We start from the raw sequence: 13829 nt of genomic DNA on the forward strand, positions 1-13829 counted from the left end.
CGGAAGTCCAGGGGAATACCGGGCAGGTCTAGGGAGATTATGGGAATACCCCGGGACCGGCGGATCAGCCCCCGGCGGGAGGGGCGGTGCTCTGCCGTACGACGAGTCGCGGAGTGGGGGCCTGTACGGAGCGGGGCGCGGGGCGTTCGGCCATGACGCGGAGCAGTTCGGTGGCGGTGAGCGTGCCGAGCGCGAAGGTGTCGCGGGTGAGCGCGGTGAGCGAGGGGTGCGCCATGGTGGTGAGGACGGAGTCGTCGAAGGACACCACGGACACCTCGCCGGGCACCGGGATGCCCATCTCGGTGGCCACGCCGAGCCCGGCGACCGCCATGACGTCGTTGTCGTACACGATGGCCGTGTGGCGGGGGCTGGCCTCGAGCAGACGGCGGGTGGCCGACGCGCCCTGGGCGTCGGAGTAGTCGGTGGCGACGGACATCACGTCGATGCCGGTGGACTCGCGTACGTCGGCGATGGCCCGCAGTCGGCGCTGGGTGTGCTGGTAGGCCACCGTGCCGCTGACGTGGCCGACGCGCCGGTGTCCGAGGGAGACCAGATGGCGCAGGATGCTGACCGTCGCCGCGTGGTCGTCCACCCAGACGCTGGTCAGCGGCATGGGATTCCCGTGGCTGCCCAACACCACCGCCGGGATGCCCAGATCGGCGACGAGCCCGGGCCGGGTGTCGTCGACCGCGAGGTCGAGCAGCACCAGGCCGTCCACCCGGTTCTCGGCCGCCCAGCGCCGGTAGACCGCCGTCTGGGCCTCGGTGTCCTCGACGATGAGCAACTGCGTGGCGATCCCCCGGTTGGACAGGCAGGACTGCAGACCGGAGAGGAACTGGGCGAAGAACGGCTCGACGCCGAGCGTGCGCGCGGGACGGGCGATGACGATGCCGACCACGTCGCTGGCCGCGCCCTTGAGCGCTCGGGCCGCCCGGTGCGGACGCCAGTTGAGTTCGTCCACCACATCGAGGATGCGCTTACGGGTGGCGTCGCTCAGCCCTGGGCGCCCGTTGACCGCGATGGACACCGCCGCGACGGAGACGCCCGCGAGCCGTGCGATGTCGGTGCTGCGCAGCCGGGGCGGCGCTTCCTCGGCACGCGAGCCATGGTTCTTCGGTGGCATCGACCCCTCCATCGTGACCCCCGTCGACTTTACGCAACCGTGATGATCCGCTGCGGTGACTGACGAACTTAAACGTATTAGTCTGCCGCCGACTCGACACTACTAAAACGTATTAGACGACCTGTTGCTCCTCTCTCTGCGGTGAGGACCACACATGCACCGTCACTTCAGCAGCACACTTGAGCGGCTGGACCGCGTACGCCGGGAGCGCGTCCTTCCCCGGGCCCACCGCCGCCTCGGAGACGTCGCGATCGAAGCGTGGACGGTCGGGGACGACGGCGAACCGGTGAGCCCCCGCCACGCGCTCGGGCTGATGGCCGAGCCACGGCGCGGCCGCCCCGACTACCGTCCCTTCGCCCTGGGCGAGGCGTGGGGGCCCGCGTGGTCCACGACCTGGTTCCGCGTCAGCGGCCGGGTCGAGCCCAGGACCCCACCCGGCCCGGTCGACCTGCTCCTCGATCTGGGCTGGTTCGACCATTCCGTCGGCGGACACTGCGAAGGCCTGGTCTTCACACCGGACGGCACCATCGTCAAGGGCCTCCACCCACGGCAGACGGCGATCCGGCTGCGCGACGGCGACACAGACACCGGCCCCGGGCTGCTCGGCCCGGACGGCCGCTTCACCCTCTACGTCGAGGCCGCGGCGAACCCCCTGCTGCTGGGCCTGCCGCCCTTCGTCGCCACCGAACACGGCGAGAAGGGCGCACGGGAACCCTTCGAGCAGTTTCGGCTCCGCCGCGCGGAGACCGCCGTGTTCGTGCCGGAGGTGCACGCCTTCCTCTGCGACCTGGACGTCCTCGGTGGCCTCGCCGCCGAACTTGACCAGGACGAGCCGCGCCACTGGAAACTGCTCTACGGCATCGAGCGCGCCCTCGACACCTACGACGCGGCGGACGCCGAGGTCAGCGCCCGCCGGGCACGCGCCCACCTCGCGCCACTGCTCGCCGCTCCCGCACACGCCTCCGCCCACCGGATCACCGCGGTCGGCCACGCGCACATGGACTCGGCGTGGCTATGGCCACTGCGCGAGACGGTGCGCAAGCTCGCCCGGACCGTCTCCAACGCCCTGGCCCTGCTGGACGCCCATCCGGACCTCGTCTACACCATGTCGGCGGCGCAGCACTTCGCCTGGCTCGAAGACCACTACCCCGAACTCTTCGCGCGGGTGCGCCACCACGTGGAGCGCGGACGGCTGGTGCCCGTCGGCGGCATGTGGGTGGAGCCGGACGGCGTCATACCCACCGGCGAGTCCATGGTGCGCCAACTCAGCTACGGCAAGCGGTACTTCCTCAGCCGCTTCGGTATCGAACCACGGGAGGTGTGGCTGCCCGACTCCTTCGGCTACTCGGGAGCGCTGCCGCAGCTGGCCCGCCGGGCCGGGGCCCGCTGGTTCCTGACGCAGAAGATCTCCTGGAACGACACCACGACCTTCCCGCACCACTCCTTCTGGTGGGAGGGCATCGACGGCACGCGGATCTTCACCCACTTCCCGCCCGCCGAGACCTACGCCGCCGAGGTCACCGCCCGCGAACTGCGCCACGCCGTCACCACCTTCCAGGACAAGGCGATCGCCTCCCACTCGCTGCTGCCCTACGGCTACGGCGACGGCGGCGGTGGCCCCACCCGGGAGATGGCCGAACGGCTGCGCCGCTTCGCCGACCTGGAGGGCGCGCCACGCGTGGCGTCCCGCACTCCGGCGGAGTTCTTCGAGGACGCCGAGGCGGAACTGCGCGAGGTCGAGGAGGTGGCGAAGCCACTGGCGCCCGTCCACCGCGGCGAGCTGTACTTGGAGCTGCACCGGGGCACCCTGACCTCCCAAGTGGCGATGAAGCGCCACAACCGGCGTTGCGAATCGCTGCTCCGGGCGGCCGAGTACCTCAGCGCGGCGGCCACGGTCCTGCGGGGCGCGCCCTATCCGGGGGAGAGCCTGGACGAGATCTGGCGCGGTGTGCTGCTGCACCAGTTCCACGACATCCTGCCGGGCACCTCGATCAGCTGGGTGCACCGCGAGGCCCGCGACACCTACCAGGACATCGAGTCCCGGCTGCGCGAACTCATCGAGCAGGCGGCCAAGGCTCTGGGCGCTGCGACTGACGGTGGGATGGCCGGGCTGCTGCCGCCGTTCGTCCCCGCCGCCGACACGAAGCCCGATCCCGTGCGCGTCACCGACGGGGAAGCGGGTGCCACCGTTCTGGACGACGGTCTGCTGCGGGTCGCCGTAGACGCCGAAGGCCACGTCACCTCGCTGCGCGACCTGCGTGGTGGCCGCGAGGTGGTGCCACCGGGCGGGCGTACGGGCGTACTGCAGCTGTTCCGCGACGAGCCGGTGCGGTGGGACGCCTGGGATGTGGACCGCCACACCCTGCGCACCTTCGAGGTCGTCGACGATGTCACCAGCCGCGCGGTGGTCCACGACGGCCCCGACGCCGGGGTCGAGGTCGTCCGGCGGTTCGGCGCGTCGACGGTCACGCTGACGATGTGGCTGAAGGCGGGCACCGGCCGCTTCGAGACGGAGTGCGCGGTCGACTGGCAGGAGCGTGAGCGGCTGCTCAAGGTGGCTCTGCCGGTCCACATCATGGCGCCCACGGCCCGGTTCGAGACGCAGTACGGATACGTCGAGCGGCCGCTGCTGGTGAACACCGCCGAGCAGGACGCGATGTTCGAGGCCGCCATGCACCGGTACATCCAGGTGGCGGACGGCGCGTACGGACTCGCCATCCTCAACGACACCATGTACGGCGCCGACGCCCGCGCCGACCACGACGCCACCGTGGTCCGGCTGTCGCTGCTGCGGGGCAGCCGCTTCCCCGATCCCGACGCGGACACCGGGACCCATCACTTCCGCTGGGCACTGCTCCCCGGCGCGGATGTGCCCGCCGCCGTCGAGGCCGCTTCCGTGTTCAACGCTCCCGACATCGCACCGCTCCCGCCACTGGAACCGCTAGTGGGCATCGAGGCGCTGCAAGGCCACGCGATGGTCGACTGGATCAAACTCGCCGACGACGGTTCGGGGGACCTCGTCGTGCGGATCTACGAAACGCGGGGAAGCCGGGCCAGCGCCCTGCTCCGGCCCTGCGCGGCACTCGGCGCGGGCGCCCTCGTACACGAGACCGACCTGCTGGAACGCGAACTCGCGCCCGGCGACGACCTGCCCACCGCCCTGCCCCGGACACCGTCCGGTACGCGCCGTCCCGCCGACGGCGCGGCCCTGAACCTCGGCCCCTTCCAGGTGGCGACCCTGCGGATCGCCTCTGGAACACACCTCGGATGAGGAGAAGACGAATGACGCCAGCGGGAAGACGGTCGGCGCTCATCGCGGGACTCGCTGCTGGATCGCTGTTGCTGTCCGCCTGTGTCATGGGTGGCGGCGAGACGACGGAGAAGTCGGACGGAAAGGTGTCCGGCAAGATCACTTTCCAGACCTGGAACCTGAAGAACGACAAGTTCACCTCGTACTTCAACGACCTCATCGCCTCGTTCGAGAAGGCCCACCCGGGCACCGACATCAAGTGGGTCGACCAGCCCGCGGAGGGCTACCAGGACAAGCTGTCGGCCGACGCCGCCGCCGGGTCCCTCCCCGATGTGGTCGACATGGGGCCGGAGTCCGCGTACACCCTGGCCAAGGCGGGTGTGCTGCTCGACCTGAACAAGGCCGACCCGAAGGCCAAGAAGAAGTACGCGGACAAGGCATGGGACGCCATGACCTTCGAGGGGCTGGGCGGCGGCACGTACGGCTACCCGTGGTATCTGAACACCGGGCCGTCCTTCTTCAACACGTCCCTCTTCAAGAAGTGTGGTCTGAACCCCGGCAAGCTCCCCGCCACCTACGACGAGCTGTTCGACCAGGCGGAAACCATGGCCGAGAAGTGCTCGGACACCATGATGATCGCCCGGATGCCCGCCATCGAGACCTTCGGCGAGTACGGCGTGCCCCTCATGGACGCGCGCGGGGAGAAGTTCACCTACAACAACGCCAAGGGCGTCGAGTACGTCGAGCGGTTCCGCAAGCTCTACGCCAAGAAGGGCATGGGCGAGGAAGCGCTGAACAACCTCCAGACCAAGGAGGTGGAGGAGTTCAAAGCGGGCCGTCTGGCGTACCTGCCCGGCAGCTCGTACACCCTGGACGACCTGAAGGCCACCGCGCCCGCCGTCTACAAGAACCTGGGCATCGGGCCGCGCATCAGCGACAGCGCCCCCAACATGTACCTCGAATCCCTGGTGGTCAACGCCGCGAGCAAGAACCAGACCCTGGCCACCGCCTTCGCCACGTACGTCACGAACTCCGCCAACCAGCTCGGCTTCGCCAAGAAGGCGTCCGTCTTCCCCTCGTCCGCCGGGACGCTGGACGACGCGTACTTCACCCAGGACGACGGCACCCCGGCCACCAAGGTGCGGCGGGAGAGCGCCGACCAGGTGCGCAAGGCCGTCGTGTGGTGGCCGCCCGCGTTCTCCGGCTCGGCCGACAGCAACACGCTGCGGGAGCAGATCGCCCAGGCACTACTGGGCAAGAAGTCCGTGAAGGCGGCGCTGGACGCCTCCGTCCGGTACTCCAACGAGCGCCTGAAAGCGGACAAGTGACCCTCTCCGTGCAGCGTCGTACGTCCGTGAAACGCGCCGCGCGCCCGGCTCGCCGCACGGCGACCGTCCTGGCCACGCACCGCTGGTCCCTGACACCGTGGCTGTTCCTGCTGCCGGGGCTGACCGTCATCGTGCTGATGGTGATGGTGCCGTTCGCGAACACGCTCGGCCTGTCGTTCACGGACTCGACCCTGCTGCGGCAGGGCGAGTTCGTGGGCTGGGACAACTTCCGCCGCATGTTCGCCGACGAACGCTTCACCACCGCCCTGCTGAACTCCACGCTCTACACCGTGTGCGTGGTGCCCTGCATGGTGGTCCTCCCGCTCATCCTCGCCACCCTGGTGAGCAGCGCGGGACGGCTGACCGGCTTCTTCCGCACCACCATGTATCTGCCCGTCGTGATGTCGCCCGTGGTCGTCGGCCTGATCTGGACGAACATGCTCGACAAGCGCGGTCTGGTCAACGCCACGTTCGCCACGCTCGATGTGGTGGCCGGGCCCGTTCCCTTCCTCACCGACCGGTGGCTGCTGCTCTTCAGCGCCATGTTCGTCACGGTGTGGACCGGCCTCGGCTACTACATGGTCATCTACCTGGCGGCGCTGGCCAGCATCGACCAGAGCCTGTACGACGCGGCGGCGATGGACGGCGCCGGGGCGGTGCGCAGCTTCCTGGCCGTCACGGTCCCCGGTGTGCGGTCCACGATGACCCTCATCGCCGTGCTGTCCTCGGTGGCGGCCTTCCGCGTGTTCGGCGAGGTGTACGTGCTCACCGGCGGCACCGGGGGCGTGGGCGGGGGCGATCTCACCATGACGATGCTGATCCAGCGGGAGGGCACCGGACTGCAGGCGCGGACCGGGTACGCGGGCGCGATCAGCCTCTTCATGTTCGTGATCCTCGGCGGGCTGCTGCTCGCGCAACTCGCCCTGCAGCGCAAGAGGAGTTCCTGATGGCCCAGCCCGCCGCGCACACGCGACCGACGGCCGCCGCCCGGCGGCGCAGGACGTCACCCGGTTCCGTGGCGCGCCACCTGATCCTCCTGCTCATGGCCGTACTCCTGGCGGGGCCGCTGGTGTGGCAGCTGTCGCTGTCCCTCAAGGGCGCCGGGGAACCGCTGTACACACGGCCGCCCGAGCTGATCCCCGACCACCCCACGCTCGACCACTTCGCCACGGTGCTCGACCGCGTACCCGTGCCGCGCTATCTGCTGAACTCCCTCGCGGTGGCCGCCATGGCCGTGGTCGGCAACGTGGTCGGAGCCACCTGCGCCGGATACGCGCTCGGGAAACTGCGCTTCCGTGGCCGGGGCGTGGCCACCGCGATCTGCGTCGCGGCCCTGCTGGTCCCGTCCGAGACCGTCCTCATCGCCCAATTCCTCACCGTCCGGGCCACCGGACTGGTGAACACGCTGGTCGGAGTCGCCCTGCCGACCCTGGTGGCGGCGCTGAACGTGCTGCTCATGCGCAACGCCTTCCGCAATCTCCCCGGAGAGCTGGAAGAGGCCGCCATCGTCGACGGCGCCAACGCCTGGCAGCGCTTCATCCGGATCTCCGTGCCCCAGGTCAAGGGCGTGATCGCGGTGGTGGCCATCTTCGCCTTCGTCGGCTCGTGGAACGACTTCCTCTGGCCCCTCATCGTCCTGTCCGACGAACAGAACTACACCCTCACCGTCGGCCTGAACCGGTTGCGCGGCACCTTCTACGACGATCCGCGCCTCATCGCCGCCGGGACCATCATCGCCCTCGTCCCCATCGTGGCGTTCTTCGCCGTCCTGCAGCGCCACTTCTTCCGCGGGCTGGAAGCCGGCGGCCTGAAAGGTTGAGATGCTGAGGTTTGGAGTCAACTACACACCGTCGAAAGACTGGTTCTACTCCTGGCTGGCCCCGGACCGCGCGGCCACCCGCCGCGACATGGAATCCCTGGCGGGCCTGGGCATCGACCACGTACGCGTCCTGCCGCTGTGGCCCGTCGTGCAGCCGAACCGCACCCTGATCCGCCACCGCGCCCTGCGGGACATCCGCGAGGTGGTGGAAATCGCGGGCGAGGCCGGTCTCGACGCCAGCGTCGATGTCCTCCAGGGACATCTGTCCGGCTTCGACTTCGTGCCCAGCTGGCTGACGGACTGGCACCGGCGCAGCATGTTCAGCGACCCCGACGCCATCGCCGCCCAGGCCCGGCTGGTGGAGGCCTTCGACGAGCAGCTGCACGACGTGCCCACCTTCCTCGGGCTGACCCTGGGCAACGAGGTCAACCAGTTCACCTCGGCGGTGCACCCCACCCCGATGCCCGCCACGCCCCACCAGGTGACCGGCTGGCTCGACGCCCTGCACGGCACCGGGCCGCGCGACCCCCGCCACTTTCGGCTCAACGCCGAATACGACGCCGTCTGGTACGCCGACGGCCACGCCTTCGTTCCGGCCCACTCCAGCCGCCACGGCCACATGAGCGTCGTCCACTCGTGGATCTTCAACGGCACGGCGCAGGGCTACGGCGCCATGTCCCACGAGAGCGTCCACCACGCCGCGTACCTCATCGAGCTGTCCCGCGCCTTCGCCACCGACCCCGACCGCCCGGTGTGGCTCCAGGAGGTCGGCGCCCCGCTCAACCACCTCGCCGAGGACCAGGCGCCCGACTTCCTCGAACAGACGGTACGGGCGGCGGCCGACAGCGAGGCGCTGTGGGGCATCACCTGGTGGTGTTCCCACGACGTGGACCGCCGCCTCGGAGACTTCCCGGACCTCGAACACAGCCTCGGCCTGATCGGCGCCGACGGCACGGTGAAGCCGATCGGACACCGCTTCGCCGCACTCGCCGCGGAACTCCGCGAACGGCCACGCCCCGCGCCCCGGCACGAGGCCGTGGTGGTCCCGGTCGACGGCCAGGATGTCCCCGTGTCCCGCGCCGAACTCTCCCCGGGCGGTGGGGTATTCGAGACCTGGATGCGAGGTGCCCGCGCCGGAGTACGCCCCGCCCTCGTCACATCGTCGTCCGCCGCCGACCCGGGCGCGCTGAGCGCCCGAGGCATCACCTCCGTCGTCCACGCCGAACCGACCGGCCGCACCTACTACACCTCGGTCAGCGACGCCGAGGTACTGAGCAGGACGCACACCCATGCCGAACACTGAACACCCACCCGCATCCGCTCCCGCACCCGTCGAACGCCTCCTCGCCGAGCTGACCCCACGGGAGAAGGTCGGCCAGCTCAACCAGCGCCTCTACGGCTGGCAGGCCGTCGAACGCGACCCCCGGGGCGGCTTCCGGCTCACCGACCGGGCCCACGCCGAGATCGACCGCTGGGGCGGCCTCGGGGCCCTGTACGGGCTGTTCCGCGCCGACGCCTGGTCGGGCCGCTCGTGGCACGACGGCATCCGGCCCGAGGAGCGCGCCGAGGTCGCCGCCCTGGTCCAGGAGGAAGTGGCGCGCGGCAGCCGCCACCGCATCGGAGTGCTCCTCTCGGAAGAGGCACCCCATGGCCACCAGGCCCTCGGCGGCACGCTGCTGCCCACCAACCTCGCCGTCGCCGCCGGATGGGACCCGGACCTGCTGACCGAGGCGGCCGCGGCCGTCGCCGCCGAACTGGCGGCGAGCGGCGTGCATTTGGCGCTCGTCTCGGCGCTGGATCTGCTGCGCGACCCGCGCTGGGGGAGGGCGGAGGAGTGCTTCGGGGAAGACCCGCTGCTGGCCGCCGAACTCACCCGCGCCGTGGTGACCGGGATGCAGGGCGGGGGCCTCGCCGTCGTACTCAAACACCTGGCGGCCCAGGGCGAGGCGGTCGGCGGACGCAACGGCCAGTCCGCCGTCATCGGCCCCCGCGACCTGCGCGAACTGCATCTGCCGAGCGCCCGGGCGGCGGTCGAGGCGGGCGCGCTGGGCTTCATGGCCGCGTACAACGACATCGACGGCGTCCCCTGCTGCGCCAACCGCGAACTGCTCACCGGCTTCCTGCGCACCGAGTGCGGATTCGACGGCATCGTCATGGCGGACGGCACGGCCGTGGACCGCCTGGCCACGATGACCGGAAGCCCGGAGGCGGCCGCCGTGGCCGCCCTGGAGGCCGGTGTGGACCTCTCCCTGTGGGACGAGTCCTTCACCCTGCTGGAATCCGCCATGTCCCGGGACACCCGCGTGGCCGAGCTGGTCGACGCCGCCTGCCGCCGGGTGCTCACCCTCAAGCACCGCCTGGGCCTGCTGCCGGAAACCGCGCAAGGCCGACCCGCACCCGGCCCGGACCGCCTCGTACCGGCCCTCCGTACGACGGACCAGCTGTCCCGGCGCCTGGCCCGCCAGTCCCTGGTCCTGCTGCACAACGCGGACCAGCTGCTGCCACTGCGCCCGCGATCCCTCACCAAAGTGGTGCTCGCCGGGCCCAACGCCCACGACGTCACCGCGCTGCTGGGCGACTATGTGCCACCCCTCCCCGAAGCGTCGGCCGCCTCTCTGGAACACGCGCTGCGCGAGGCCCTGCCCCACGCCGAGATCGTGTGCCCGCCGGGCCCGCCCTCCCCGGCCGATCTGCGCGGCGCCGACGTCGTGATCCTCGCCCTCGGCGGGACCAGCCACCGTGCCTACGACGACACCTTCGCCGACAACGGGGCCGTCGCGGGCCCCGCCGTGGTGGCCACCGCCGGAGAGGGCGTCGACCTCGCGGACGTGTCGCTGCCCGGAGGCCAGGACGACCTGGTCACTGCCGTACGCGCCCGCGCAGGCTGCCCCGTCGTGGCGGTGGTCATCGCGGGCAGGCCCCATGTGCTCACCACCGTGACGGACCACACCAACGCCGTACTGTGGGCGGGCTACCCCGGCCCGCACGGCGCCGAAGCCATCACCGGCGCACTCCTCGGCGGCCACGAACCGGGCGGCCTGCTGCCCTTCACCGCGCCCCGCCACGCCGCGGCCGTGCCCGTGCGGTACAACGACCGCCACCCGGCCGCCGACGTTTACCGGGACGCGCCGGACCCGGTGCTGTTCCCCTTCGGGTTCGGCCTGCGCTACGGGACGATCGCCTTCGACCACCTCACCGCCGGCGTGTCCGGGCGATCCGTACGCGTCGAAGTCGGCCTCACCAACCCGGCCCCCGCCGAAGCCGAGGTCATCGTCCCCCTGTTCGGCCACCGCACCGGCGGGACGGCACTGCCCCGGCGACGGGAACTCCTCGCCTTCCGCCGGGTCACCGTCCCGCCACGCGGCAGCGTCACCGTCGCCTGGGACCTGCCCGCCGCGCGCTGCTTCGCCGAGGGCGCGGAAGCACGGGCCCGCACCAATCTGGCTCGCACCGATCTGTACGTGAGCGATCTGAGCACCACGATCCGCCCGCCTCAGTGAAAGCTCAGCGAAAGCGAGGACACGGCATGCCACGAATACAGCGACGACAGAGACCACCGCGACGCCCCCGCACCAGAAGAGCCCGCACCGGCGTCCTGGCGGCGGCACTGGCCCTGACCCTGGGCGCGGGCAGCGCCCTGGCGAGCGACACCCTCCCCTGGGAGGGGGAGAGCGCCGTCGGCGCCAACCAGCCTTACCAGCACGGCTACTCCTCCACCGACCTGCTGCGATGGAATCCGGCGGACGACACGAACGCCGAGCTGCTGCGCGCCAAGGTGCCCCTGCAGACCCGTATCGCGCCCAACGCCGCCACCCAGCGCACACCGTCGCTCCCCGCCGACACCCAGTCCCTGACCCTCGCGGGCGACTACGGCAACGCGTTCTTCGAAAGCCACCCGTACACCAACGAGTTCAGCCAGTACCTCTTCAACTACTGGCAGTACAGCGACGTGTACGCGTCCTGGCACGGCATGCCCACCGAGGGCGTACCCGTGGACTATTACGACCCCGACCTCGACTGGAAGGAGAAGTGGTTCGAGTTCGGCGCGGTCAACCTCCCCAACCCCGGCTACACCAACGCCGCCCACGCCAACGGCGTACGGTCCCTGGGCTGCGTCTTCTTCTCACCGAACGACCGGGGCGACCAGGCGTACACCGAACTGCTCCAGCGGAAGGCCGACGGCAGCTTCCCCGCCGCCGCGAAGCTCATCGAGGTCGCCAAGTACTACGGTTTCGACGGCTACTTCATCAACCAGGAGGAGGCGGTGGCCCCGGCCGACATACCCGCCTACAAGAAGTTCCTCCAGCAGCTGCGCGACGGCGGCCTGTATGTGCAGTGGTACGACTCCATCGACAACTCCACCGGCAGGATCTCGTACCAGAACGAGTTCAACGCGGTGAACGCCCCGTTCGTCCGGGACACCACTCAGGGCGACGTGTCCGACTCCATCTTCCTCAACTACTGGTGGAACAAGTCCAAGCTCACCAAGTCGAAGACGTACGCGAAGGGGCTTGGCCTCGATCCGCGCAAGAGTGTCTTCGCCGGGGTCGAGGCCGGGATGTACCAGTTCGACCAGCCGTACGACCTCGCCAACAACCTCGACACCGATGGCGCCCCCATGAACGCCATCGCCACGCTCGGCGCCGACTTCGTCTCCTCCGACTACGCCGACAAGACCGACGACAAGGCCCAGTCGGCCGTCTTCGACCGGGAACGCCGCTGGTGGACCGGCTCGTCCCAGGGCGCCACCACACCGGAGGGCACCTGGAAGGGCATGTCGAAGTACATCGCCGAGCGCTCCGTCATCAAGGGCTCCACCTTCGCCACGTCCTTCAACACCGGACACGGCCTGTCGGCCTGGAGCGACGGCAAGCTGTCCAACGACGCCGAGTGGGGCAACATCAACCTCCAGGACATCCCGCTGACCTGGCAGTGGTGGATCGACGCCACGAAGTCTCCCCTCAAGGCCGACTTCGACTACGGCCCCGAGTACACGCCCGCCGACCGCTTCTCCTACCGGCGGATCGGCGCCTACGACGGGGGCAGCTCCCTGGCCCTCAGCGGCACCCTCGAAAGCGACAACACCGTACGCCTCTACAAGACCGACCTGAGCGTCACCTCGGCGTCCACCCTCGACCTCACCTACAACAAGCCCTCGGCGGACGACGACTCCCAGCTGCGGCTCGCGCTGGTGCTGGCCTCCGACCCGGGCAAGGTGGTGCAGGTGCCGCTGTCCGGCTCCGGCAAGCACACCACCGGCTGGACCACCGCGTCCGCCGACCTGTCGAAGTACGCGGACGAGCGCATCGCCTCCCTCGGCCTCGTCGTCGCCGCGGGCGCCCAGCCGATCAAGAACTACCAGGTCAACGTGGGCGCCCTGGCCCTGCGCGACGGTGTCGACCGCACCCCGGCCATGCCGAAGCAACTGCGCATCGACCAGCTGCTGCCCGGCAGCGACGAGCTGTTCCTGTCGTGGCAGCGCAGCGACTACGACACGGTGCGCCGCTACGACGTCTACCGCGATGACACGTACCTCGGCGGCATCTACGACGACGTGTTCTACGCCAAGCGCTTCACCGCCACCTCAGGGAAGATCAAGCTCGTCGCGGTCGGCCCGGACGGCACCCGGAGCAAGCCCGCGACCGTGTCGTTCGACCTGTCCACCGCCCCGTCCGAGGTGACCGCCAAGGCGGCGGCGGACGGCACCCTGAAGGCGACATGGACCCCACGGCAGACCGGCCAGCCCGTCACCGTGAAGGTCCGGGGCCTCGACAGCTCCAAGCCGTACACCAAGGAGGTGACGGTACCGGGCGACCAGCCGGGCGCGACCCTGACCGGTGTACCGGTGAGCGGCGGTAAATATCTCCTCACCGTGAAAACCGGCGACGGCACAGCCACCGGTGTGCGCGGCACATTCGCCGACGCCGACATCAGCCCCTATCCCGCGTCCGCGGTAAAAGTCACGGGAAACACTTTCGCTTTCTCCCGCCCCACCCTTTCCGACTGGCACACCCTCACCATCCTGGAGAACGGCCAGCCGAAATCGTTCGCCACGACCTATGGCTCGGGCAACAAGCCGTACATCGTCCGTGGTCGCACCACCCGCCCGGCGATGACGGTGACCATGTCCAGCCCCACCAGCAAGGTCGTCGCGGTTCTGGAGGACTACGCCGGAAACAAGGCCACGACGGTGCTGCGCGACAACTAGCCGCGTTCCGTGGGGGAGTGCGCCGGTGACGGCCGACTCGAGAGCCGTCACCGCCGCACTCCCGGCAAAAGCATTGGCCATGGAATTGCCGACACGATAAC

Annotated in this window: 8 protein-coding genes; 7 read left to right on the forward strand and 1 reads right to left on the reverse strand. The window is 70.1% G+C overall.

Going from position 1 to position 13829, the window contains the following annotated elements:
• Positions 1 to 64: 64 nt before the first annotated feature.
• Positions 65 to 1123 (reverse strand): LacI family DNA-binding transcriptional regulator, encoded by a 1059-nt coding sequence (locus tag ACWC5C_RS21480; protein WP_450877503.1) that lies wholly within the window; start codon positions 1121 to 1123, stop codon positions 65 to 67.
• A gap of 154 nt (positions 1124 to 1277) precedes the next feature.
• Between ACWC5C_RS21480 and ACWC5C_RS21485 the strand changes: the two genes are divergently transcribed.
• From ACWC5C_RS21485 to ACWC5C_RS21515, 7 genes are read left to right on the forward strand one after another with little or no spacing between them, the layout of a single operon-like run.
• Positions 1278 to 4394, forward strand: coding sequence for an alpha-mannosidase (locus ACWC5C_RS21485; protein ID WP_450877505.1), 3117 nt, complete (start codon positions 1278 to 1280; stop codon positions 4392 to 4394).
• 11 nt (positions 4395 to 4405) lie between these two features.
• On the forward strand, positions 4406 to 5701 hold the full coding sequence (locus ACWC5C_RS21490) for an ABC transporter substrate-binding protein (protein ID WP_450877507.1): 1296 nt from the start codon (positions 4406 to 4408) through the stop codon (positions 5699 to 5701).
• Between the two features lie 26 nt (positions 5702 to 5727).
• Positions 5728 to 6648, forward strand: a complete 921-nt coding sequence (locus ACWC5C_RS21495; protein ID WP_450877509.1) for a carbohydrate ABC transporter permease — start codon at positions 5728 to 5730, stop codon at positions 6646 to 6648.
• Positions 6648 to 7520: a carbohydrate ABC transporter permease gene (locus tag ACWC5C_RS21500; protein ID WP_450877511.1), complete on the forward strand. Its 873-nt coding sequence runs from the start codon at positions 6648 to 6650 to the stop codon at positions 7518 to 7520. The genes ACWC5C_RS21495 and ACWC5C_RS21500 overlap by 1 nt, the downstream gene beginning before the upstream one ends.
• Before the next feature lies 1 nt (position 7521).
• A complete protein-coding gene (locus ACWC5C_RS21505) occupies positions 7522 to 8823 on the forward strand; it encodes a glycoside hydrolase 5 family protein (RefSeq protein WP_450877513.1) in 1302 nt (433 codons plus the stop codon).
• The gene (locus tag ACWC5C_RS21510; protein ID WP_450877515.1) at positions 8810 to 11020 is read left to right on the forward strand and encodes a glycoside hydrolase family 3 protein; all 2211 of its coding nucleotides are present in this window, start codon (positions 8810 to 8812) and stop codon (positions 11018 to 11020) included. The genes ACWC5C_RS21505 and ACWC5C_RS21510 overlap by 14 nt, the downstream gene beginning before the upstream one ends.
• A 26-nt stretch (positions 11021 to 11046) precedes the next feature.
• Positions 11047 to 13728, forward strand: a complete 2682-nt coding sequence (locus ACWC5C_RS21515; RefSeq protein ID WP_450877517.1) for an endo-beta-N-acetylglucosaminidase — start codon at positions 11047 to 11049, stop codon at positions 13726 to 13728.
• The last annotated feature ends 101 nt before the right edge of the window (positions 13729 to 13829 follow it).

The organism is Streptomyces sp. NPDC001700 (genome assembly GCF_053596435.1).